This is a genomic window from Solibacillus ferritrahens (assembly GCF_037027585.1).
In the GTDB taxonomy this organism is placed as follows: Bacteria; Bacillota; Bacilli; order Bacillales_A; family Planococcaceae; genus Solibacillus; species Solibacillus ferritrahens.
In genome coordinates this window covers 35425-60845 of the sequence record NZ_JAXCLE010000005.1, presented here as the reverse complement: position 1 = coordinate 60845, position 25421 = coordinate 35425, and the positions used below count along the sequence as shown (strand labels likewise).

23 protein-coding genes are annotated in these 25421 nt (G+C 39.2%); 11 read left to right on the top strand and 12 right to left on the bottom strand.

The genetic code is table 11. From position 1 onward, the window contains the following. The first annotated feature begins 95 nt into the window (after positions 1 to 95). The 4 genes from SNE38_RS06595 to SNE38_RS06580 are packed head-to-tail and all read left to right on the top strand — an operon-like array spanning position 96 to position 3935. Positions 96 to 1025, top strand: a complete 930-nt coding sequence (locus SNE38_RS06595; RefSeq protein ID WP_191704934.1) for an ABC transporter permease — start codon at positions 96 to 98, stop codon at positions 1023 to 1025. Continuing rightward, positions 1025 to 1957, top strand: coding sequence for an ABC transporter permease (locus SNE38_RS06590; RefSeq protein WP_318247710.1), 933 nt, complete (start codon positions 1025 to 1027; stop codon positions 1955 to 1957). Before SNE38_RS06595 ends, SNE38_RS06590 begins: the two co-directional genes overlap by 1 nt. 14 nt (positions 1958 to 1971) lie before the next feature. Then, positions 1972 to 3018 carry an ABC transporter ATP-binding protein gene (locus SNE38_RS06585; RefSeq protein ID WP_191704933.1) on the top strand — a complete coding sequence of 349 codons (1047 nt, stop codon included), beginning with the start codon at positions 1972 to 1974 and terminating at the stop codon, positions 3016 to 3018. Positions 3019 to 3020: 2 nt separating this feature from the next. After that, entirely contained in the window at positions 3021 to 3935 is a 915-nt protein-coding gene (locus tag SNE38_RS06580; RefSeq protein ID WP_191704932.1) for an ABC transporter ATP-binding protein, read from the top strand. A gap of 86 nt (positions 3936 to 4021) precedes the next feature. Here the strand turns inward: SNE38_RS06580 and pruA are convergent, their stop codons facing one another. Further along, positions 4022 to 5566: an L-glutamate gamma-semialdehyde dehydrogenase gene (gene pruA / locus SNE38_RS06575; RefSeq protein WP_191704931.1), complete on the bottom strand. Its 1545-nt coding sequence runs from the start codon at positions 5564 to 5566 to the stop codon at positions 4022 to 4024. Positions 5567 to 5734: 168 nt separating this feature from the next. On the opposite strand from pruA, the gene SNE38_RS06570 reads away from it, so the two are divergent. The 6 genes from SNE38_RS06570 (at position 5735) to SNE38_RS06545 (ending at position 12432) form a co-directional block, all read left to right on the top strand. Beyond that, positions 5735 to 7030 carry an AAA-type ATPase lid domain-containing protein gene (locus tag SNE38_RS06570; RefSeq protein WP_191704930.1) on the top strand — a complete coding sequence of 432 codons (1296 nt, stop codon included), beginning with the start codon at positions 5735 to 5737 and terminating at the stop codon, positions 7028 to 7030. Between the two features lie 306 nt (positions 7031 to 7336). Next, positions 7337 to 8311 carry a proline dehydrogenase family protein gene (locus tag SNE38_RS06565; RefSeq protein ID WP_191704929.1) on the top strand — a complete coding sequence of 325 codons (975 nt, stop codon included), beginning with the start codon at positions 7337 to 7339 and terminating at the stop codon, positions 8309 to 8311. A 93-nt stretch (positions 8312 to 8404) separates the two neighbouring features. Continuing rightward, entirely contained in the window at positions 8405 to 9892 is a 1488-nt protein-coding gene (putP, locus tag SNE38_RS06560; RefSeq protein WP_191704928.1) for a sodium/proline symporter PutP, read from the top strand. Positions 9893 to 10008: 116 nt separating this feature from the next. Continuing rightward, entirely contained in the window at positions 10009 to 10323 is a 315-nt protein-coding gene (locus SNE38_RS06555) for a YbjQ family protein (RefSeq protein WP_191704927.1), read from the top strand. Between the two features lie 99 nt (positions 10324 to 10422). After that, a complete protein-coding gene (locus SNE38_RS06550) occupies positions 10423 to 11274 on the top strand; it encodes a helix-turn-helix domain-containing protein (protein WP_191704926.1) in 852 nt (283 codons plus the stop codon). A gap of 75 nt (positions 11275 to 11349) precedes the next feature. Further along, positions 11350 to 12432 (top strand): ABC transporter ATP-binding protein, encoded by a 1083-nt coding sequence (locus SNE38_RS06545; RefSeq protein WP_191704925.1) that lies wholly within the window; start codon positions 11350 to 11352, stop codon positions 12430 to 12432. 54 nt (positions 12433 to 12486) lie between these two features. Here SNE38_RS06545 and SNE38_RS06540 read toward each other — a convergent pair whose 3' ends face one another. The 10 genes from SNE38_RS06540 to SNE38_RS06495 all read right to left on the bottom strand — a co-directional run bounded on the left by SNE38_RS06540 (position 12487) and on the right by SNE38_RS06495 (position 23203). Further along, a complete protein-coding gene (locus SNE38_RS06540; protein ID WP_191704924.1) occupies positions 12487 to 13347 on the bottom strand; it encodes an ROK family protein in 861 nt (286 codons plus the stop codon). Then, the gene (locus SNE38_RS06535) at positions 13348 to 14286 is read right to left on the bottom strand and encodes a GNAT family N-acetyltransferase (protein WP_191704923.1); all 939 of its coding nucleotides are present in this window, start codon (positions 14284 to 14286) and stop codon (positions 13348 to 13350) included. Between the two features lies 1 nt (position 14287). Further along, positions 14288 to 15862, bottom strand: coding sequence for an FAD-dependent oxidoreductase (locus SNE38_RS06530; RefSeq protein ID WP_191704922.1), 1575 nt, complete (start codon positions 15860 to 15862; stop codon positions 14288 to 14290). Beyond that, positions 15863 to 17383, bottom strand: a complete 1521-nt coding sequence (locus tag SNE38_RS06525) for a hypothetical protein (RefSeq protein WP_191704921.1) — start codon at positions 17381 to 17383, stop codon at positions 15863 to 15865. Positions 17384 to 17458: 75 nt separating this feature from the next. Then, on the bottom strand, positions 17459 to 18433 hold the full coding sequence (locus tag SNE38_RS06520; protein WP_191704920.1) for a Gfo/Idh/MocA family protein: 975 nt from the start codon (positions 18431 to 18433) through the stop codon (positions 17459 to 17461). Next, positions 18433 to 19062: a peptide ABC transporter substrate-binding protein gene (locus SNE38_RS06515; protein ID WP_225223870.1), complete on the bottom strand. Its 630-nt coding sequence runs from the start codon at positions 19060 to 19062 to the stop codon at positions 18433 to 18435. The genes SNE38_RS06520 and SNE38_RS06515 overlap by 1 nt, the downstream gene beginning before the upstream one ends. A gap of 8 nt (positions 19063 to 19070) precedes the next feature. Beyond that, entirely contained in the window at positions 19071 to 20123 is a 1053-nt protein-coding gene (locus SNE38_RS06510) for a Gfo/Idh/MocA family protein (RefSeq protein ID WP_191704919.1), read from the bottom strand. 1 nt (position 20124) lies between these two features. Beyond that, a complete protein-coding gene (locus SNE38_RS06505) occupies positions 20125 to 21129 on the bottom strand; it encodes a zinc-dependent alcohol dehydrogenase (protein WP_191704918.1) in 1005 nt (334 codons plus the stop codon). Continuing rightward, entirely contained in the window at positions 21107 to 22186 is a 1080-nt protein-coding gene (locus tag SNE38_RS06500; protein WP_191704917.1) for a dihydrodipicolinate synthase family protein, read from the bottom strand. The genes SNE38_RS06505 and SNE38_RS06500 overlap by 23 nt, the downstream gene beginning before the upstream one ends. Further along, on the bottom strand, positions 22187 to 23203 hold the full coding sequence (locus SNE38_RS06495; RefSeq protein ID WP_191704916.1) for an NAD-dependent epimerase/dehydratase family protein: 1017 nt from the start codon (positions 23201 to 23203) through the stop codon (positions 22187 to 22189). An 83-nt stretch (positions 23204 to 23286) separates the two neighbouring features. Here SNE38_RS06495 and SNE38_RS06490 point away from each other — a divergent pair, with 83 nt between their 5' ends. Next, a complete protein-coding gene (locus tag SNE38_RS06490) occupies positions 23287 to 24579 on the top strand; it encodes a helix-turn-helix domain-containing protein (protein WP_191704915.1) in 1293 nt (430 codons plus the stop codon). On the opposite strand, the gene SNE38_RS06485 is transcribed toward SNE38_RS06490, so the two are convergent. Continuing rightward, positions 24573 to 25412 carry a Gfo/Idh/MocA family protein gene (locus SNE38_RS06485; protein WP_191704914.1) on the bottom strand — a complete coding sequence of 280 codons (840 nt, stop codon included), beginning with the start codon at positions 25410 to 25412 and terminating at the stop codon, positions 24573 to 24575. The genes SNE38_RS06490 and SNE38_RS06485 overlap by 7 nt on opposite strands. Between the last annotated feature and the right edge of the window lie 9 nt (positions 25413 to 25421).

The window sequence follows — 25421 nt, the reverse complement described above, 5'->3', positions numbered from 1 at the left end:
ATCGTAAATAGGGAGTGCCTCGAATTCAATTTTCGGGCACTCCCTTTCATAGTTCTAAGGAATTTTCAAAATAGTATAAAAAGGAGGTACGGACATTGCTTAAATTTATTATTAAACGATTACTCTACATCGTACTTGCAATGTACTTAATTATTACAGCGACGTTCTTCTTAATGCAGCTTGCTCCCGGTAGCCCGTTCACGAGCGAACGTGAATTGCCGCCTGCTATCGAAGAACAGTTAAACGCAAAATATGGGTTGGATAATCCTTGGTATATCCAGTATAAAGACTATTTAGTAGACACAATGACATTTGATTTTGGGGAGTCGATGAAATACAAAGGCCGTTCCACAAATGACATTATCGCAGAAAGCTTCCCTGTATCTCTTGCTTTAGGCCTTCAGGCGATGGTTTTAGCAATCGGACTTGGTGTATTGCTTGGGGTTATTTCTGCACTGTATCATAATCGCTTTGGAGATTATGCCGCAACAATTTTTGCAATTTTAGGGATTTCAGTTCCTTCCTTCATTTTAGCTGGACTCTTGCAGTATTATCTGGCATTTGAAGCTGGTTGGTTCCCGGTAAGTGGCTGGAAAGGTTTTGCTTATACGATTTTACCTTCACTGGCAATCGCCGTTACCCATGCCGGATTTATTGCTAAACTTACTCGTTCTAGTATGTTAGAGCAAAATAATAGTGAGTATGTAAAGCTTGCACGTGCAAAAGGTCTAGGAAAATGGACGATCGTGTTCAAGCACTCTTTACGTAATGCATTATTGCCGGTTGTAACGTATTTAGGTCCACTATTTGCCGGTGTTATTACAGGTTCGTTCGTCATTGAACAAATTTTTGCGGTACCAGGACTTGGCCGCCATTTCGTAACAAGTATTACAAACCGTGACTATACGGTAATTATGGGTACTACAGTGTTCTATTCATTAATTTTATTACTGGCTGTATTAATCGTAGATATTTTATATAGTGTCATCGATCCACGTATTAAATTGAAAGGAGCGAAAAAATAATGGCTCAAAACGAACAGCAAATACCAAAAGTATCAGCTGACATGTTCGAAGTTGTCGGTCGTTCAGAAAATACTGATGCCCTTTCTAAAAAGCAAGTATCTTATTGGAAAGAAGTATTTTATCGCTTCTCTCATAACAAGTTAGCTGTAGTAGGTTTAATCCTTCTTATCATCATTGCAGGATTTGCGATTTTTGCACCGATCTTCTCTTCTTATACATATGAACAGAATGTCGGTTTATACAATACCGCTCCTTCCGCAACACATTGGTTCGGTACAGATGACCTAGCGCGTGATATTTTTGTCCGTGCGTGGGAAGGTGCTCGAATTTCATTATTCATCGGTATTACTGCCGCTGTAATTGATTTAATAATCGGTGTTTTATGGGGTAGTATTGCAGGTTTGGCAGGCGGTCGTGTTGATAATATTATGATGCGTATCGCAGACGTTTTAACAGCAATTCCTTATTTATTAGTAGTAATTATTTTATTGGTAATTATGGAACCTGGTTTAATTCCTATGATTATTGCCCTTTCCATTACAGGTTGGGTAAATATGGCGCGAATCGTACGAAGTGAAGTACTGAAAATTAAAAATCAGGAGTATGTACTTGCCGCTCGTACATTAGGCGCAAATCAATGGCACATCATTAAACGTCACTTAATCCCAAATGCGATGGGTGCTATTTTAGTAACAATGACAATGACTATTCCAAGTGCAATTTTCACAGAGAGTTTCTTAAGCTACTTAGGTTTAGGAGTTCAGGCTCCTTTAGCCAGCTGGGGTACGATGGCCTCTGAAGGTTTCAAAGCACTTCAATCTGCACCATGGCGATTATTGTTCCCTGCAGCTTTAATCTCGATTACAATATTCGCATTTAACGCAGTTGGGGACGGCTTACGTGACGCACTTGATCCGAAATTACGAAAATAAGGAGAGTGTACGCAATGAAGAAAAAAGTATTAGAAGTAAACGACTTACGTATTAATTTCAAAACGTACGCTGGTGTCGTACAAGCCGTACGCGGAGTAAGCTTTGAATTATTCGAGGGCGAGACATTAGCAATCGTCGGGGAATCCGGTTCCGGAAAATCCGTTACAAGTAATGCCCTAATGAAGTTAATTCCACAGCCACCAGGTATTTATGCCGGTGGAGAGATTAACTTCAACGGTCGCAATATTATCCCTTTAACTGAAAAGGAAATGATGCAAGTTCGCGGAAATGATATTTCAATGATCTTCCAAGATCCAATGACTGCATTAAACCCGACAATGCGAATTGGGAAGCAAATAACTGAAGTGCTTCTCAAGCATAATAAGGTTACGAACAGGGATGACGCAAAAAAACGAGCGATTGAGTTACTTGATCAAGTAGGAATCCCTTTCCCTGAAAAACGTTATAAAGCTTACCCTCACGAACTGTCAGGGGGGATGCGTCAACGTGTTGTTATCGCCATCGCTCTTGCAGCAGATCCGAAACTTTTAATTGCCGATGAGCCAACAACAGCACTTGATGTAACAATTCAGGCACAAATTTTAGAGTTGATGAAAGAGCTGCAAAAGAAATCAAATACGTCGATTATTTTCATTACCCATGACTTAGGTGTAGTTGCAAATGTAGCAGACCGTGTTGCAGTAATGTATGCCGGTCAAATCGTCGAGTACGGTACAGTAGAAGATATTTTCTACAATCCTCAGCACCCATATACTTGGGGACTACTTGGCTCTATGCCGGACTTAAACAAGTCTACAGATGAGCTGTTAATGGCGATACCAGGTTCACCGCCAAACTTAATCGATCCACCTAAAGGCGATGCATTTGCCCCTCGTAATGAGTTTGCAATGAAAATCGATTTTGAGATGGAACCGCCAATGTTTAAAGTATCGGATACACACTACGCAAAAACTTGGCTCCTGCATCCTGATGCACCAAAAATGCCTGTACCTGATGCGGTAGCACGCCGTATTAAAGGCTATCAACAGGAGGGCATGTAATCATGGCAAATAAAATATTAGAAGTACAAGGCTTAAAACAATATTTTGGCACTGCTAAACAACCGATTAAAGCGATCGATGGCATCTCCTTTGATGTCTATGAAGGCGAAACATTAGGTCTAGTTGGGGAATCAGGCTGTGGTAAATCAACAACTGGACGCTCGATTATCCGCCTTTACGATATTACAGAAGGCCAAATTACATTTAAGGGGAAAAACATTTCCGAGCTAAAGTCACGAAAAGAATTGATGCAATTCAACCGTGAAATGCAAATGATTTTCCAGGATCCTTATGCGAGTTTAAATCCACGTATGACAGCCGGTGAATTAATTGCAGAAGGCTTTGACATCCATGGACTATATAAAAATAAAAAAGAACGCCAAGCTCGTATTGGTGAGTTGCTAGAAGCAGTTGGACTGACACGCGAGCATGCTAACCGTTATGCCCACGAGTTTTCTGGTGGTCAACGTCAACGTATTGGTATTGCCCGTGCACTTAGTTTAGACCCAAGCTTCATCATTGCAGATGAGCCGATTTCTGCGCTTGATGTATCAATCCAGGCACAGGTAGTAAACTTACTAAAGCAATTGCAAAAAGAACGTGGGTTAACTTATTTATTTATCGCCCATGATTTATCAATGGTAAAGTATATATCAGACCGTATCGCGGTTATGTATCGCGGAAAAATATTAGAACTTGGAAGTGCGGATGAGATATACAACAACCCAATTCATCCTTATACGAAGTCTCTATTATCTGCTGTTCCTCAGCCAGACCCAGCTTATGAACGCAACCGTACACGGATCCCTTACAAACATGTTGATCATGATCCGGAGGCTAAAGTAATCGAAGCCCGCCCTGGTCATTTCGTCTTTGGTACAGATATACAAGTAAAAGAATGGGCTAAATGTAAATAGAACAAAAATAAAAACTCCTTCACGAGGCAATGTGAAGGAGTTCTTTCTATAATATAAAGGAAATTTCCAATGACTAACCAAATTAATTAGAATGTTTCTGACGTTGTTTTTGCTTGCATGTGCAATGTTAAATAATCCGGGCCGCCTGCTTTTGAGTCTGTACCTGACATGTTGAACCCACCAAATGGTTGATACCCAACGATAGCACCTGTACAGCCACGGTTAAAGTAAAGGTTTCCAACATGGAATTCTTCACGAGCATACTCTAAATTCATGCGGTCATTTGTTATAACAGCACCTGTCAGGCCGTATTCCGTATTGTTTGCAATGTCAATTGCTTCTTCAAACGTATCTGCTTTTGTAATTGCTACAACTGGTCCAAAAATTTCTTCTTTCATAATTCGTGCTTCTGGATTCACATCGGCAAATACTGTTGGATGAACGAAATAACCTACTGAATCATCTGCCGTACCACCAGCTACTAAACGGCCTTCTGTTTTCCCAATTTCAATATATTCGCTGATTTTCTTAAATGCTGCTGCATCAATTACTGTTGCCATAAAGTTTGCATTGTCTGTCGGATCACCGATTGTTAAAGCATTTGTTAATTCTTCGACACGGTTTACAACTTGATCATATACATCCTTTACAATGACTACACGTGAACATGCAGAACATTTTTGGCCTGAGAAGCCGAATGCTGATTTAACGATTGATTGCGCTGCCAATTCCAAATCTGCATCTTTGTCTACAACAATCGTATCTTTACCGCCCATTTCAGCGATAACACGTTTAATCCAAATTTGACCTGGGCTTAATTTTGATGCGCGCTCGTTAATGCGTAAGCCGACATCACGTGAACCTGTAAAACTAATGAAGCGTGTTTTCGGATGGTCCACTAAATAGTCGCCTACTTCTGCGCCGCTGCCAGGTACGAAGTTTACGACACCTTTTGGCAAGCCTGCTTCTTCCAGCACTTCAATAAATTTATACGCAACGACCGGAGTAGTTGATGCTGGTTTTAATAATACTGTATTTCCTGTTACAACAGCAGCTACCGTTGTACCCGCCATAATTGCGAATGGGAAATTCCATGGTGAGATGACAATTCCGATACCTAGTGGAATATAGTCGTAACGGTTGTATTCATTAGGACGGCTTTCTACTTTTCGACCATCTTTCATTTCTAGCATTTGGCGACCATAGTATTCTAGGAAATCGATTGCTTCTGCAGTATCTGCATCCGCTTCATTCCAAGGCTTACCCGCTTCTTTCGTTAACCATGCCGAAAACTCGTGCTTGCGTCGTCGAATAATTGTTGCCGCTTTAAATAATACGTCTGCGCGGATTTCTGGTTTTACTTTTTTCCACGATTTGAAAGCCTTATCTGCTTCCTGCATAGCTTTTTCCGCTAGATCCTTGGACGCTTTTGAAACCGATCCAATGACTTCCGTTTTCTTTGCTGGGTTATATGAGACAATTTTATCTTCTGTAGTAATGCGTTCACCACCAATAATTAGTGGATAGTCTGCACCAAGTTGTGACTCTACTTTATTTAAAGCTTCTAAATACGCCTGCTTGTTTTCTTCTACCGAGAAATCTGTAAATGGTTCATGTTTGTATTTAATCATTTATCATTACCTCCGATATTAAGTGCAAAATTATTTTGCATCATATTGTGTTACTTAATTTGAATTATGCAATATAATAATGCTTAAATCAATTATTTTTTCGGAATTACACAAATTATCTCACAATAACAGACTCATGTTAAAATAAAATGAAGGGGGTTACAACGTATGAATCAGGTAGACCTTACTAGTGTCTTTGAATTTATGATTGAAAAAATAGAAACCGGCCTTTGTGCCATTGATGAAAGTGGACGTGTCATCGTTTATAACAAAAAGATGCGCGAACTCACTGGAGAATCACTTGACCAAATTACACAACGCTTTTTATCCCAATCACTCGACTTTAATCTAGAGGAAAATATGCTGCAAAAAGTGTTAGCCTCGGGTCAGGGATATAAACATGTTAAGCAAACATTCTGGAATGCTCGCGGTGAAGAAGTCACGATGATGAATGACTATTATCCCTATACCCTAAATGATGGTACAAAAATCGCCATTCAATTTTCCCATGACATTACACAACAGGAGTTTTTAATGGATCGTCCATTAAGCCGTTATGGGGCTCCTTTAACTTTCGATATCATTACTGCCGTTTCAAAATCGATGAAGCAAGTAATTCAGCAGGCTAAAATTGCCGCTTACGGTCGCATTCCAGTCATGCTTGTCGGGGAATCCGGGACAGGTAAGGATATGATTGCAGAAGGCATTCACCATGAACTTTCCGAAAAAAATGAACGTTTCATAACACTTATTTGCCGACGCAATGAAGATACATTGTTGGCGCAAATCGAAAAATATATTGCGTTAGAAAAAAATTATACTTTTTTTGCTGAACGAATTGAATTTTTATCGGACGAAGCACAAAACCGTATTGTGGAGCTTCTTGAACAACATACCGATCGTAATCATGTTTTTATTGCGAGCATCGGAGAAGACCCGATTGATTTAATTCACCAAGGGAGCCTCTCCAAAAATTTATATTATTTATTTTCTAATTTAACGATTCAAGTGCCAGCATTGCGTGATCGTCGTGAAGATATTAAGCCGTTCGTTGATGATTATTTTGCTCGTCGACGGATTGCATACGGGATTTCGGTGAAAGGGTTAGCCCCTGATGTTGAGGAAATTTTCCTGAATTATGATTGGCCAGGAAATTTAAAAGAGCTTGAAGTATTGCTTGATGATATTAGCGCATTACTCACAACGGAGGAATATGTTGAGCTTATACATATTCCGGCATATTTCAAGTGGAAACTTAAACAAGCCGAGCCTGTTATATCAGAGCAGCAAACATTGTTCGATTTTTCCCAAAAAAATATACAGCCACTTGATGAATATATGCGCAAAGTAGAAGACCATTATATTGCCCATGCATTACAGCTAAATAATGGCAATATATCACAAACAGCAAAAGCGTTGGGCATACACCGACAAGGTCTTCAGTATCGGCTGAAGCGCAAGTAGTTAATATACATGGAAAAATTTTATATTTTTTACCAATCGAAAGACCTTATTTACTAGGTCTTTCTTTTTTGGTTCGAGGATGCAATATTATAATGCACCAAATTAAATTCATGTATTTTATAGCATAATTACGTCTAATAAAGATATACCACGAAAGTTTTTTTGTATAAAACTCCTTGATATTCCTCACTTTTTCTTCTTACAAACATTTATTTACTCAAATTCCATTTCCTTTTTTGAATATTTTGTTTTATACTCTCCTCAATAACAATAAAATAATTTTTTCACTTAGGAGGATTAATCAAAATGTCATTAAAGGACTTTTTTATCGCACTTTCCGAGAATCAGACATTAAATTCCGCAGCCCAAAAGTATGGTTTTAAGTTCGGGGCGCAAAGTGTCGTTGCAGGTACAAATATCGATGAGGTAGTTGCGAGTATTAAGCAGTTAAATGCGCAAGGAATTTCCTGCACAGTGGATAATCTTGGAGAATTTGTTTTTGAAAGATCGGCTGCATTAGCTGCTAAAGAACAAATTTTAGCTGTAATAGAGCGTATCCATAGTGAAAATCTAGATGCACATATTTCGTTAAAACCATCACAGCTCGGATTGGATATTGATTATGAATTCTGCTATGAAAACTTAATGGAAATTGTTTCACTGGCAAACGAATATCAAATATTTGTTAACTTCGATATGGAGAACTATGCACGCTTACATCCATCATTTGAACTTTTGGAGAAAATTCATGCACAATATGACAATGTAGGAACAGTTATTCAGGCATACTTCTTTGAATCGGATGAAAATGTAGAACGCTATAAGGATTACCGTTTACGTCTTGTAAAAGGGGCCTACAAAGAAGATGAGTCGGTCGCATACCAAAATAAAACCGATATTGACCGCAAATTTATCGAGCAAATTGAATATCATTTACTACATGGCAAATTTACTTCTATTGCAACACATGATCATAATGTTATTAATCACGTCAGACAATTTGTTGCACAACATAATATACCTTATGAAAAGTTTGAATTCCAAATGCTGTACGGTTTCCGCAAAGAAATGCAACTAAGTCTAGCTAAAGAAGGGTATAACTTCTGTACATACGTTCCTTTTGGTAATGACTGGTACGGCTATTTTATGCGCCGTTTAGCTGAGCGCCCTCAAAATCTTTCACTAGTTACAAAGCAAGTATTCACTAAAAAGACGAATACTATTTTAGCAGTCGCTACTGGTGCTTTTTTAGCAGGTCGCTTAACAAAAAGGAAGAAATAGTTAGCGGAGACGCCAAATTATAATGCATTGACGGTATTTCCTAGTGTTGTATGCTGAAATTATTAAAAATTTATCTATAAAGGAGCTGCTTTTATGTCTGATTACAGTTATCAATTATTAGCCATTATTATTTACATGGTAGCCATGCTCGGAATTGGATGGTATGCGTTCCGTAAAACGAGCAACTTAACGGATTATATGTTAGGTGGTCGTGGACTTGGTGCGGCTGTAACTGCATTAAGTGCTGGTGCGGCTGATATGTCCGCCTGGCTATTAATGGGGCTACCTGGTGCAATTTATTTATCAGGATTAGTAGAGGCCTGGATTGCTATCGGTTTAACAATCGGTGCTTATTTAAACTGGTTACTCGTAGCACCTCGCTTACGTGTTTATACACAAGTAACTAAGGATTCGATTACAATACCAAGTTATCTTGATAATCGTTTACGTGATAATACAAAACTATTGCGTATTGCTTCAGGTATTATTATTTTAGTATTCTTTACATTTTACGTATCATCAGGGATGGTTTCTGGTGGTAAGTTTTTTGAAAGTTCATTCGGAATGGATTATCATACAGGACTTATTTTCGTCTCGGCTGTAGTAGTTGCCTATACTTTATTTGGCGGTTTTTTAGCTGTTAGTTATACAGATGTTATCCAAGGAATTATTATGGTTATTACATTAATCGCCGTTCCTGCATTCGGTATTTTCTTAACAGGTGGTCTAGGTGAAACAATTGAATCAATTAAAGCGGTAGACCCGGAGATGTTGAGCCTTCTTCCTTCTACTGCAACGGCAGCGGCCATAATTTCTTCACTTGCCTGGGGACTTGGTTATTTCGGTCAGCCACATATTATTGTGCGCTTTATGGCGATTACATCTGTAAAAGAGACGAAAAGCGCCCGACGTATCGGAATTGGCTGGATGATTTTCAGTTTACTAGGCGCGCTTGCAACAGCATTAGTCGGTGTTGCCTACTTCCAGCAACAAGGTACAGAATTAAAAGATGCTGAAACGGTATTTATCGTATTAGGGCAAATTTTATTCCACCCGTTCATTGCCGGTATTGTTCTTGCGGCAATTTTAGCAGCAGTTATGAGTACAATTTCTTCGCAACTGATCGTAACTTCTTCAGCACTTATTGAGGATATTTATAAAGCTCTATTTAACAAAACTGCGACAGATAAACATTACGTATTTTTAGGACGTGTTGCTGTACTTTTCGTATCGATTTTTGCTGCAATTGTAGCATGGAATCCAGAACGCACAATTTTAGACTTAGTTTCATTTGCATGGGCAGGCTTCGGTGCTGCATTCGGTCCGATCATTTTACTTTCATTATTCTGGCGCAGGCTTACAAATTATGGTGCACTTGCTGGTATGGTTGCTGGTGCGGCTGTTGTATTTGTTTGGGGGCGTACAGAAAGCTTAAAGAGCATGCTCTATGAAATCGTTCCAGGATTTATTGCGTGTCTTGTAGTAGCAGTTGTTGTAAGTTTACTAACTTATAAGCCAAATTCAGAAATTGAAGAAGAATTCAATGAAACTCAACGTATTTTAAAAGAAGAACACAAATAGTAGCAGAACGGTATGCATTTTGAAAGATGCATGCCGTTTTTAATTTTCTACGATCAACGAAACCTTTTATGATTCTTCCTCGTATAAGTAACCATTACAATTAAAGGAGTGCTTTTATGTTAGTTGTTACAACAAATACGATTGAAGGTAAATCAATCGAAACGTATCATGGCATTGTATCCGGTGAAGCAATAATGGGAGCTAATATCGTACGGGATATTTTCGCATCTGTTACGGATATTGTCGGTGGTCGAAGTGCCTCATATGAAGATAAATTGGCGGAAGGTCGTAAAATTGCCATTCAGGAAATGACTGATCGTGCACGTAGTATGGGTGCAAATGCCATTATCGCTGTAGATCTTGACTTTGAAACACTGCGTGAAGGCATGATGATGTGTGTCGCTACAGGTACAGCGGTAACAATTCGATAATTATTGATAATAAAATGATACAATAAAAGCGTATTTAGTTATATTCTCTACTAAATTCGCTTTTTCTATGCTTAATTTTGTATAAAAGGAGGCTTTACTATGCAACTTGCACAACTATTTCCTTCCCTAAAAATACATCACATATATCCGACACGCCAAAATTTTGCAACGTCTATTTTTTATGATTCTACTAATACATGTTGGTATGAAATCGCTAAAAGTGAAATAACAGTACGAGATTCCCTATACCTGAAACATTTTTACACTGAATGTACTGAGCAAGTTGACCCTTGGCTACTTTTATTGACGCAAGGGATAGTTCCTAAGGAGACCCCCTATTCTTCCGTTCGCATTTTACAATATCACGCAAAGAAAGATGCGCATCAATTAAGAGATGCGGTTGAGCTGTTCTTTATGCACGATGCTTATTTACTTGAAGTTTCTTCTGATACATTTTGGATTATTTTATTTAAAGACTATTCTTTGGAAGAACTAGAAGGATTTCTAGCAATACTGGAAAATGATTTTTATTTGCATGGACAACTTTTTATAGGGCAAATACTTCCGGTTACTGAAATGCTCCATACATCCTTTAAGTCAGAACAAAAAATATTCCAATCCATTCAAAATCTGCAATACCAAACGATTTATACATTTACGGAAAGCTTTCAAAGCTTACTGCCACTTTATCTGAACACGCCGATACAGCAGTACTTAAAACTTACATTGCTCACTGATTTAAATGAAGAGATGATCACTACCATTACAACATTATTCATCCATAATGGAAACATGTCCTCGGCCGCGAAAGAATTACATATCCATCGCAATACATTATTATATCGAGTACAGCGTTATTCAGAAGAGACAGCTTTGGATTTAAGGCGCAATGAAGACTTGCTATTAGCCTATTTAGCGGCCCAATTGCAAAAATTGACGAAATATTCATGAAAATATTAAGCACATTGCACAAAGGCAGTTCACTTCTAATCTTTTATAATATGAAAAAAGGGGGGACTGGTTTTTATGTTAGATTTTGATCATCTTGTAAAACGTTATCCAGATGGCTATGTAGCCGTTGAAAATTTTCATTTAAAGGTTGAACCCGGTGAATTTTTAGTTCTTGTCGGTCCATCAGGATGCGGGAAATCTACAACATTGCGGATGGTTGCTGGTCTTGAATCGATATCAGATGGTGAGTTACGTATAGACGGCAAACGAGTCAATGAAGTAGAACCGAAAGACCGCGATATTGCAATGGTTTTCCAAAACTATGCGCTATACCCCCATATGAATGTTTACGACAATATGGCGTTTGGCTTAAAGCTGCGTAAATTTTCAAAAGAGCAAATCGATGTTAAAGTACGTGAAGCTGCTGCCATTTTAGGGTTAACGGACTTATTGGATAAAAAGCCAAAATCCCTTTCTGGAGGGCAACGTCAGCGTGTTGCATTAGGGCGTGCAATTGTTCGTGATGCAAAGCTGTTTTTAATGGATGAGCCTTTATCGAACCTGGATGCAAAACTTCGTGTCCAAATGCGTTCTGAAATTACGAAGCTCCACTATCGTTTAAACACAACAACTATTTATGTAACCCATGACCAAACAGAAGCGATGACTATGGCCTCACGTATTGTCGTAATGAAGGATGGCATTATTCAGCAAATCGGTATTCCACGTGAAGTATATGATACACCTGAAAACGTATTTGTCGGTGGATTTATTGGTTCTCCAGCTATGAATTTCCTCCGTGGTAATGTAGTAGGTGACTATTTCGAAATTGCTAATGAGAAAGTCCGAATTCCGGACGAAAAGCTGAAAATATTGAAAGATCAAAACTATGTAAACCGCGAAATTATACTAGGAATTCGTCCAGAGGATATTAACGATGGCAATAAACAGGATTCAAGTACCCTTGTAACAACTAAAGTACAAGTTAGTGAATTAACCGGTGCGGAAATGATTGTTTATGCAACAATCGCCGATCAGCAATTTGTCGGTAAAATTCATGCGGATGCGGATGTTGCTATGGGGCAGGAGCTTCCACTTAACTTCAACTTGGCAAAGGCCCACTTCTTCGATCCAGCGACAGAAATCCGTATTCGTTAAGTAATACAACTATAAAAAGAAGCATTCGGATTTTCTGAATGCTTCTTCTATAGTTTAAAGCAATGCTGCACCAATCAAACCCGCATTGCCTTTATTTAAGCTCGCTTGTACTCGACCTTTTTTATGTTCAAAAAATGGCAAACTAAAATACTGATCGACCAAATGAGAAATTTCCTCCACAATTTGCGGTTGATGATTCATAATTCCACCACCGAGTACAATGACATGGGGATCTACTAAAAGGATGAAACTATGAATCTTTTGAGCAATTTCCCGTTGCCATTCATGAATAAGTGGCACGATAAGTTCATCCTGCTTGTAATAACGGGCAAAAAACTCAGGCAATGTCCTCTCTTCTTTAGTATGGTGCTGTAAAATCTTTAATAATCCTGGTCCAGCACATACATCTTCAAAAAAGTCCCCCGAGCTTGATAGCGAAAAGCCGATTTCGCCTGGAACTCCGGCACCTCTCATAAATTGTCCATCATGTATCATACAGCAGGCAATTCCTGTACTCACTGTTACGTAAATAAATGTTTCTTTTTCAAAACGGCGGATTTTATATTCACCGTTAGCTGCAGTCATCATGTCCGTTTCCATAATAATATGAGCTTGTGGATACACCTCTTGAAGTTTTTGAACGAGCGGAAAGTTACGCCAAGGTAAATTTTGCTGATGTACTACAAGTCCCTGATGTAAATCCAATATACCTGGTAATCCAACCGCAACTTTTACAATATGCCCATCTTCTCCTGCAAGAAGCTCATTAAAACCTGAAATAATCGCATCAAATAAAGGTTCAGATTGCTGGGGGCTCTTTACTTCCATTTGTTTTACTAATTGCTCCGGCTGTTCTTGCTTCGATAAAGCAAGTGCTAATTTTGTTCCACCGATATCAGCACTTAAAATCCACATTCAGTCCACCTGCTTTACAAAAATTCCGTAGTTTTTCCAAACCGTATAGCCTAGTTTTTCATAAAAGGCGATTAAATCTGTCCAGTCAATAAAGAATGTCTTTTTACCGCGCTGTTGTAAATAAAATTCTGCTGCTTCGATTACGGCTCTTCCTAATCCATACTTTCTGTAATCCTCATTTACCCCTAATGGACCAATACCGCCTAATTGGTCAAACTGCTCTGCCCAGTTGTAATTCGGTCCTTTCCAGGCGCTGAGTTCATCATTTATTCGACAGAAGCCAACAATCTTGCCTTCCCATTTCACAACGACATAATCTCTCCCGGTACCACCTTGGGCAAAATAATCATATGCCTCAAATGTCCAACGCCCTGGAAACGATTGTTCCATAAACTCCAATAACTGCTGTTGCTCATCCTTCTCTAATAGAACAAATTCGACATTGTCTTTTTCTGGAAGGGATAGTGGTTCAGTAATCGATTTTGTGAAATCTACACTTTCAACAACTTGTTTAAAGCCAAACATTTCTGCAAACGCCACACCTGCCTGATGTGCAAGCGGGACTCCACATAATAAGTGCCCTAAATCCCCACCGATTTGTATTTTTTTCACACCATTTTTCAAAAGTGCCTGTTCTGCAAATTTATAAAGCTCCGTTCCAATTTCCTGCTGACGGTAATCCGGGTGCACAAGCAACATTTGAATCCAGCCATGTTCCATATTTAAAGAAATACCATGTGTTTCATGCCACATTTTTGCAATGACCACACCAACAACTTTACCGTCCACTTCCTTTAGTGCGCTTCCTTCGTGTAAAACATATGGCGATTGCCACGTATTCTGTTCAAGCAAGCGATCTGTCAGCCTAAAATCAGGTAAACACGTATTCCATAAATCCAGGATTTCCTTGTGATATTCCTTTGTTACTGACTTTAGCATTTTACTTCCCCCCAAATGTTTCTTCCATTCGACGTAACGGGTCATCAACATAGCTTTCGTCCCATTCCACAACGTGCCCTTGCTCGATTAGCTGCTGTTTTAATTGTTCATACGAAATGTCCTGCACAGCCTTACTTTCCACTATCGCCGAAGCTGTTGCAGCACCTGCTACTTGTCCGAGCATCATAAAGATTGGTTCCATACGGATGGAGCCATATGCAATATGAGAGGCACTTAAGCACACAGGAACAATTAAATTAGTACAGTGCTCTTTTTTCGGCAAAAGTGCCCGCAGATCAATCATAAATGGTTTAACCGGCACTTGAATATCGCCTTCATTCATTACTCGCCCATTGACAACAACACGACGACAATTATGTGAATCCATATGAAATGATGCGACAGCAATCGGTTGTTCGCAAATTTCCCGCTGTAGCGCATGGTGTTCAGTCATTACATATTCGCCTATCATTCGCCGTGCTTCACGAATATAAAGTTGCCGCGGCCAGTTGTCTGTATCGGTGAATTCATCTGCCGCCAATCCCCACTGCCTTACTTCTTCTTGAATAACGGACGGTACCTCCTCATCATTGGCAAGGAAATACAATAATCCTGCGACATACGTAACATGCTGCTGGTATATTTCTTCCCTTGATTCATAATCCGCATCAGGGAATGCATAATTCATCCCGATAAAATCCGTTGAAAATGCCCCGTGGTTGTTTAAATCCGTCTTTCCATTCATCAAAGGTGTATGTAACTTCATTGCATCCCAATGTCCTGCCTTTATATAGCGTAGCAGCAAAGCATAATAATCGCGCTCATATCCATGAGGTTTAGGGAAAGGTACTTTTTCTTCCTTCGTTAAACACATTCGGAAATTATAGGCTTGAATACGATGATCACCTGCACCGTTATGCTCTGTCACATATTCTTCTGAAATACCAGATAATAGCCCGCTTGCTGGATTCCCCTCTTCTATATATGGATCAATAAAACTTTCAAATTTATGGTGTTGTGTACCAAATTGAACACCATTGTAAATCTCCTTATACACTGTGCTTGCTTCTCTTCCGACAATGTATTCAACACCTGCGTGTGCCAACAAATCCCCTTCATAGCTTGCATCAATAAACTGCTTTGCTTCATAGGTAGCTCCATCTGTCATTCGGACTTGCTGAATACTTTGATTTTCCAATACAGCCGACTCAATAAATTGTTCGGTTTGAACATTAATCTCCTGCTCTTGTAGCCATGTTTTAAAAATACGCTCAGCCACATGTGGTTCAAAACGGACGCATTTTTCCATTCCATAGTGCTGTGCTATCTCATCATAAAATTGCTTTGCTAAACCACCAAGCGCCTGTTCTGCCCCTAAATCAGTCGCTCCCAGTCCACTAGTCGTCATACCTCCGATAAAGCGGCTGCACTCGGCAATACGCACACTATGGCCATTCTTTTTTAATGTAATTGCCGCTGTAATGCCTGCTGGTGTAGCTCCGTAAATTAACACGTCCTGCTTATAGTGCTGTTGTCTCTTTTCTTTCTTACGGTAATAGTAAACCGATTCCCACATCTATAAAGCCTCCCAACGTAACTTCGTAGCATTCACCACTTGCTGTAATGCTTCAACATATTGCTGAAGCGGTTCTTCAATTTGTTCCTGTTGCAGCAATTGCTCCATTGCATTCAGTAATTCCAAAACTTCGGATTTGCACTTTGAATTTTTTGCCTCAACGACACGATTAGGAAAGAAGGTGGCATTATACTGACTAATTTGTGCAAAGAGCCCTTCAATTTTCCCGGAAAGCTGCTGCATTGATGGCGACATCAAATAGAAAACCGTTTCCACCCCTTCCCATAGCGAGCGTGCAAATACGATATTATTCAATTGCTGATACTGCTGGTAATCGTAATGTTCCATATGTGGTTGTGCCTTTGCTACTTTATGCAATGGAACGACTAAATTAACCATCCCATTACAGCCGATTTCCTTATAACGTTCTGTGTCCATTGCTAATCGGTTGAATAATAACGGAAATAGCTCACTTAACATAAAATGGTCACTGTAATATTCAAAAACCGTTACTTGTTTGTCTGTTGCACTCCGCCAGTCCAGCAGACTATCCCATGCACGCTGATCTATCTGTGAAGTAAAGTTTTGCGAATAGTCCCGTCCCCAATACGCATATAGCACATTTGCAGAACTCACTTGATGTCCTTTGCGCTCAAGCATTTCCCAACTCAGACCAGCATTATAAACAATATGCTCTACCTCAACCTGTAAATTCGCCATCACCAATGCTTCCTGAAGCTTTTCAGTAAATGCAATATATTGTGTTAAAAATAGTTTTGCATCTTCACCTTTTGCGCCTACATCTTCCGGCCACAATGAAATTCTTCGAATAACAGGCTCAGCCTTGCAATAAGACACAATGATTTGAATGACTGCCTGCTGTGCTTTTTCATCTTGTAGAAAGTCGTGGTTTTTAATCGCATTTGCTGCTGTAAATTCAGTTTCCTCACCGATTAAATCATTTACCGCTCCATCTGCCGCTGACTTTCCTGAAACAGTCGCACCATTCGCCTTAGCTACTAGATAGCGTAAACTGTGCCCGCCTAACGTAACATCAATTCCGCGTTTTCTTATTTCCGGCAATAGCACTTCCTTAACCTCATCCCATAGGAAAAATGTAAAGAATGCCTCATTCAGACCATTTTTAGTTCCCACATCCAGCATACTTTTGAGAAACGGAATATCATCAATTGTTTCGAATACATTTCCACGACGAGCAAACTTCGGATTTCCTTCATAAGTACCCGTAATCCCTTGAGCAACAATTTTTTTAGGTAGATATAAATCAAAAAATACAATGCCCTCTATTTTTTCGATTAGTTTATACACTCCATACAATAAGGATCGGCTTGTATTTCCACGAATCACATAACTTTCTTCTGTCTGAATAATTTCAAATTCAACACCGCTTTTCGGCGTATCGAAATATTCAAAAAGGACAGGAGTTTCACCTGTATAGAAGCATTTTAGTTCCTCAAATGCAAATTGTTCAATTTCATTTTCAAACTGTTGGTAGTTCATCTGCATCGATTCCTTTCATCGGTTGCTTACCGGTTGAATAAAAAGGATACTCATTGTGAGTACCCTTTGCATTTTTTATAGTTTCACCGCTTGCTTTCTAGTATTAGATTCGTAGGCAGCTAATGCGATTTCTAAAGATTTCAAGCCATCGTAACCGGAGATAAGCGGCTTTTCTCCATGCCGAATTGCTTTTAGGAAATCGACGATCAAGTCAAAATCGGTATCATTTCCGCTATATAGATGTGTAAGCGACTTATTACCCTTGCCATAAAGGTGAAGATTTTCACTAAATACATCCACTTTACGTGTTGCTTTCGTACCGATGACTTCAATCATCACGTCACCCCATGTCGGAAATTGCGGGAACCGTGACCAGCTTGCATCGTGTGAAGCAATCACACCATTATCGAATATAATTGTCATAATCCCTGCATCATCTGTTTTAAGCTCGGTAAAATAATTATTCGCAAATGCCGTTATTTCTTTTGCTTCACTATTCATATACCAGCGCATAATATCAACCATGTGCACAGTATGATCCAATACTGCGCCACCACCTGCCAACTGCTCATCAACAAACCAGCCACCAGGATTTTGCCCCCTGTTAGTAGACCTTATTGCTACAATTTCACCAAGCTCACCTGCATCTATTGCTACTTTCAGGTCACAAATCGGTGCACTGTAACGAACTGGATAGGCTATTGAAAGATGCACACCGTTTTCCTTGCTAACTTCAATCATCTCTTTTGCATCTTCAACATTTGTTGCAATTGGCTTCTCACATAAAATATGCTTTTTTGACTTTGCAGCAGCAATTACCATTTCTTTATGGAGCACATTTTCACTGCAGATAAGAACTACGTCTATGTTCTCTGCCAAAAACAAGTCCATATCAGCAAAAAAAGGTACATCATACTCCGCGCTTGCTTCTTTGCCTCTTTTTGTATCAGTATCGTAAATAGCTGTTAACTTCGTATCCGGAATACGTTGAATTGCCGATGCATAGCTCGTTGCATGGATATGTGCAAAACTCATAATGCCAATGTTCATTATTGTTCACCTCTTTGCAGGAGCTGCTGTATCGTGCTAAGCTTTTCGTCATAATATTCATTCCACATAATAGCAAACTGAACAATTGCATCAATATTTTTAAATAGGTTTCGATTATTATCCTTGTCACTGCTCATTTGCAAACTATCAAACTCTACAATATGCAGATGACTGCTCCACTCAAATTCAATACGGGCATTACCTGATTTATATTCCAAATGAGCCATAATGGAATCCCCAAATTCACATAGAACGATTGTATAATGCATTTCGCCGCCTTTATTCGAACGAACTGTCACATTTCGAACATCCCCAAACCATTCTGACAAGGCAAGGATATCTTCTTTTATATATGAGAACTTATTAGTCGTTCTCCGCAATCGAAGTACACCTTTTACAGTATCGTGCGCTTGCAGTACTTGCTTTAGTTGAATGGCAAATGAATAAGACCATAAATCAAAATAGATGTTCCCTTGTTTTTTCGATATTGAGAACGGTTGATATGCTTCTGCTGAAGGCTGCTGCAAAATTGTTACGACATTTGGTTCTTCACTATTCTCGGTTGTAAAGCGATACAGCGGAGAATGTGTTAGTAGCTGCTGATCTTTTTCCAATACTATTTTCACCATGTTATCACCTACAATTTGATTTCTCGGTTTGTCGCTGCTGATTCATAAATAGCCAGCAACATTTTCGTTACTTCAACTCCATCACTTACTGGCGAAATTGGCTGGACGTTATTAATACAACAATCAATAAAATGGTTGATTTCATTTACAAATGAGCCAGCAAAATCGAAACTCAGTAAATCGATTTGTGGTGTAATATTTAAAATTGTTTCATGCTGCTCCTTTATAATCGTCAACTCAGGCTCTACTTCTGCACCACCATTTTCACCGTACAGCTTTACCGATATTTCATCCTGTTTTGAGTGCAATGTAAAACTAACATCCACAAATAGAGAGGCTCCATTTTCAAAGCGAATAAGTCCATTGGCTAAATCTTCAACATCATTGTGCTCGGCATTATAATCAGCCGCCTTATAAAAGGACAAATTTTCAATATGTGCGCGATTACCCAGTTTCCTGTACGTATTACCCGAAACCGACACCGGCTTTGGTTTCCCCATTAAATACCAGCAAAGGTCTATCATATGCGTTCCTAAATCTATTAAAGGTCCGCCACCTGACTTGGATATATCACTGAACCAACCACCCGGATTTCCTAAACGACGCAGGCATGAAGCTTTTGCATAATAGATTTCTCCTAGTTCGCCCGCATCGATAAATTTTTTTAGTACTTTTACATTCGTTCCAAAGCGGCGTACATTGCCGACTTGTAGAATCTTTTTCGATTCTTTTACTGCAGCTTCCACTGCATAAGCCTCTTCTAGATTGAGACTCATTGGTTTTTCAAGAAGCACATGCTTGTTTTTTTGAAGCGCCTGTATGGCAATATCTGCATGTGAATTATTCCAAGTGCAAATACTCACTGCATCAATTTGCTCATTCGCTAGAAATTCGCCTACTTCTGTATATAAATTTTTTACTAAATATTTTTTTCCTAAGCCCTGCAGTCTTACTTCATTCGTATCACAGATTGCAATAATCTCTACATTGGGATGCTCAAAGTAAGGTCTTAAATGAAACTCCGAAATCGAGCCCCCGCCAATTACACCAACCTTTAACATTTTAATTCCCTCCTAAATATTCAATAATGGCTGTTAATGCCTCACTATTTTCCAACATGTCATATACATCCGCTGAATTTTTAAAAGGGATTTGCATTTGTACAAAGTCAGAAACATCTATCGACTTTCGTTCTAATAAACGAATATAGGCTGCTAAATTACGTCCTTCTGTCCAACGAACATAATGATATGGATAGTCAATTGCCTCTTTTTCGTATCGAGCATCATAACGACCAGGTCCACCAGCCCGTGAGATGGTTACTATTGCTTCTTTTATAAACAACTGTTCTCGATTGAATTGCGGTTCCACATCCCCGACAATAACAATTCTTCCCTGCTTTCGAACCCACTCCAAACTACGTGGAGTTGTTTCGGAATGCTTGTCGCCAGCACATAAGAGTACAGCATCTACGCCATGCCCGTTTGTAAAGGTTGTGATATGCTGATCCATCTCCATTAAATCTGAAAAAACCTCAATGCCAGGTGTATACTTTAGCATTTCTGCCCGTTTTTCATTTGGCTCATAGCAAATTACATCATAGCTTGCCGCTGCACAAATTTTTGCAATCATTTGTCCAAGTACACCTAATCCAATAACTACAACTGATTCACCAAACTGCAACTGCCCTTGTCTTATAGCGTGTATGGCAATCGTCCCGTGTGCTGCAAACGCTGCATGCTGCGGTAATACATCTGCAGAGCACTTAACAACCAATGTTTCCGGTACTACAAGTTGTTCCATATGCCCAACATAAGGTGCACCGTAGCATGCAACAATATCTCCTACTTGTATAGCCTTAACGCTTTGGCCAATATCCTTCACCTTACCAACCGCGCTATAGCCAAGTTGACGTACGCCACCCTTGCTTCCTTCTATCAATAGCCGCTCCGTTCCTGGAGAAACAGCAGTATAGATAGTTTCAACTAATACTCCTGTAGCAAAAAGCTCGGGAGATTGTATTTCTACTAATTTCGCAACTCCATCATGGGCTTGTAAAGCTTTCACATTCCTCACCTGATTTCCACTCTGCTAAATTTTGTTTAACAAATGCATCGTCATGTAAATGTGGGTACATTTCATAAACACGCGTAATTTCTTCTGCCTGTCCTGCACTTAGCACTTCATGATCCGCCAAACACCAATTGCCTTTCAACAAACCTTGTCTAGTCAATACTTCATTTATTCCTGCTATGCTTCCTTTAAAGGCATGAGCTGGGTCAAAGAAAGCGGCATTTGCATCCGTTACCTCAATTGCCTTTGTAAACCAGATTGTATCTATTTGTACGTTATCCCTAATTGCTTTTATGTCTTCAAAATATTGGACAGCTGTTTTTGCCCATACCGACCAATGCCCTAATAGACCACCAACAATTCGTTTTTTAACGCTTGCACCATTTATATTAAATTCGTATTCTGTTAACAAATCGACGATGATATTATCATCATTACCTGTATAGAGTGCGATTTCATTTCGACGACTACTATTGCATACTGCGCGAACAACATCGAGCGTTTGATAACGATTAAAAGGTGCCATCTTAATTGCATAGACATTTTCAATATTTGCTAGTTCCCGCCAAAAATCATACGTTAATACACGTCCACCAACTGATTGTTGTAAATAGAAGCCCACTACAGGTATAATTTTGGCCACTTCTCTCGTTCGCTCCAGCAGTTGTGCTTCCGACTGCGCCTGCAAGCCTCCCATACTTAACAATGCTAAATCATAGCCAAGCTTCTTTAGGATGCCTGCTTCATTCACAGCCTGCTCTACAGGACCGCAAACACCACCTATCTTAATAAAAGATTCAGGTACATTCGCTTTTCTCATCTCATCTATCGCTAAGGAAAGTACGCGCTCATACAAATTGAATTGCGGATCGCGAATCTCAAACTGTGTCGTATGCACTCCAACAGCTAAGCCTCCCACTCCTGCTGCAATATAATATTTCGTCAAAGCACGCTGACTTACTTCATCCAATGATTTATCCTCATTTAATGCCAATGGGTGCGCTGGAATAAAGGCACCATCAAATAATGCTTTTTTTGCAGCCTCATTCATTTAAAACGCCCCTTTTCTCTCTTGGAAGTGCGTTGGTTTATTTAGTGTTGTTCCATCTAAATTTACCCAATTCGCAACTAAGTCCAACATTTGCTCTATAGATACTCTTGGATAACCAAATAATCTATGTGCATGGGCAGCAGTGTTTAACAGAGCCGTATCCTGTTCAACCCCGATTATTTTAGCTTCCTTATTAAAACGTGCTGCAAATTCTTTCGCTAACCAGCGGACAGATAATGTTTCCGGTCCTGTAACATTCAGTATTTTCACAGGGGATTCACAGTGCAATAAAGAACGAATAGCGTATTCGTTGGCATCTCCCTGCCAAATTACATTGACACTGCCCATCGTGACATCGACTGGCTCATTATTGTAAACCGATTTTGCAATTTCCAATAGAACCCCGTATCGTAGATCAATGGCATAATTTAGCCGGAACATGAGCATTTTTGTCTGAAATCGGTTGGAAAAGTTTGAAAAGATACGCTCTCTCCCTAATGTAGACATTGCATATTCACCAACAGGAATGGGCGTAACATCCTCTCCACAGTTACCTGCTGCAACAGGAGTAAATGGATAGATGTTACCAGAAGAAAATACAACAATATTAGAGTCTTTATATTTATCTGCAACACGACCTGGTACGTAAGTATTCATCGCCCATGTGAAGTGTTCATTATTTACTGTTCCAAATTTATTACCTGCCATGAAAATAACATTAGGAATATTCGGAAGCTGAGCCAGTTGCTCTTCATCCAATAAGTCGCAAGTAATCGTCTCTATCCCTGCTCTTTCCAGTTCCTCTTTCATCTCTTTATTTGAAAATCTAGCTACGCCGATAATTCGCTTCTCAATACCTGCTTCATCGGCCGCGCGCTTAGCCATTCTAGCTAAAGTAGGACCCATCTTTCCTGCTATTCCCAGAATCAATATATCTCCATCAATTTTTTTAATATCCTCTACCAATGCTGCAGATGGTTTTGTCATAAATTCTTCTAATTGTTGAACCGTTTGCATAGTGATCACCTCTTTTTAATTTGAATATTCTAACAAATTTCTGTAAAATTATTATACTATGGATTTTTGGAGGCCAAGACATAATGAATAATCACACACCGTATACCTCACAAAGTTTAATAGGAATTATTGTTCCCAAAATTTTGCAGGACACAATTAGAGAAACATTACGTGGATTCCCAAATATCCAACCACATTATTTTATAATTCATGATTTTTCAATGACGGACGAACTACAGCGATTTATTTATGAATATGAAATGCTGGTCGTCGCCGATCCTTATATTTTTCAACAGCTAAAGCTTTATGACTCATCACTGCCTCTTTATCAAATTAATAGTAGAGCAATTCGCCTATACGAATTACTATTAACCCATCAATTACAAAATGTACAAAAGCAATATTGTTTCGACTTAATGCAGCAAAGTGACATTTTATCGATTACACATCAATTACAGCAAGAAATTGATTTTGTTTACTCAACAGGCGAAACGATTGATGAAATAGTGGATGCACATACAAAACATGCTGAGCAAGGTGCGTTCCCTATTACTACCATTGCCTCCGTCTATATATCCTTATGTGAACGTAATATAGAGTGCCGCTATTTAATCCCGACAAAACAAGAGATGATCGTTGCTTTTGAACGCGTGCTTTTAGCCTCCAAAGGACGACAAAATAAAGAAAGTCAGATTGTATATGGCATTATTCAATTTGAACCGTTTACTAAACAAGTGCAATCCAAAGTAGAACAAATATTGCACTATTTTACACAGCAGTTGGATGGACATTTAATCATGCTCAACCCATTGCAATATAGCTTTATTACAACTAGGGGACAGCTTGAGCGTGAAACACTCGGCTACAAGCACCTGCCATTACTTTCTCGATTTAAAGAAGAGCTGCAAATCAATTGCACAATCGGAATTGGATTTGGTATTAACGCCTATGACTCCGGTCGTCACGCAAAACAGGCACTATACCAGGCAAATGAAAATGGACCAAATCTCTGCTATATTGTGCGCGAAGATAATAGTGTAATCGGACCAATAGACACGACAGTTTTCATTAACTACGAACAGTATCCTCTAGTAATTACAGATTTGAAATTACTGGAGCGTGCAGAAAAAGCCGGGATGTCAGCTTCTTATATCTCCAAATTAATGGGTCGTATAATGAAGCATCAAAAACTTGTTTATACTGCCGATGAACTTGCGCAAACGTTGAATATAACTCTGCGCAGTGCCAACCGGATATTACTTAAATGGTTGGATGCTGGACTAGTTGATATTATCGGCGAGGAAAAAGTAGCCCACCGCGGTCGTCCTAGGCGCATCTATTACATTCAGTTTTTGGAGGATCTAAAAAATCAATAACCCTTTCCAGCCGTCTTTGTCATCTGTTCCAGTACCCTAATAATTTGCAAAGTCTCTTCCGGATTAATTGGACTTTCCCGCAATATAAAAAACTGTTCAATTGCATCAATCAGGTAATCGTAAAATTGAACATTACCTTCACTAATTTCATACCATTCACTTTGTTGATGGGTGTGTGTCACAAATTGAAAACTATTACGATGCTGTAAGTAACCGCGAATCGTAGACACTGTACCATCTTTAAATGTAAGAGTGATAAAGTGCCACTGTTCACATACTGTAACAGTTATGTCTTCTATTCCGGTTTCCTTTAAGGCACTAATCATTTCGACTGCATGTATGCCATAGTAGAAATAATCTAAATCCCTTGGCATCGGCAGTGGTGCGATTATATCCACTGCCTCAATATTACTTTTAGATTTTGCCTGTTGAATTTCTTCTGCAAACCTTAAGGCTGAACAGCTCATTATAGGAATGCCCTGTTTGTTGGCATGCTCTATTATTGCAACAGCCTGCTCATAATTTTTTGCCAATGGTTTATCTATGAAAACAGGCTTTTTTGTATCTGACAACTCTTTAAATTGTTCAAAGTGCTGTGATGCATCAACTGATGTAATGATAAATGCATCACAAATCTGTGACAGTTCTTGTAATGAATCGATAAATAGAATACCGTTTTCACATAATTGTCCCGAGATTCTTTCAATCCTTGTACTGCTTAACTCAATTAAAGAACCACCTCGATAAGCAAATATTTCATGACCTTTATTTATTAGTCGTTTACTAAAGGCAATAGCATGAGATGAGTCTGTTCCAATAATTCCTATCTTCATGGCAGCCCC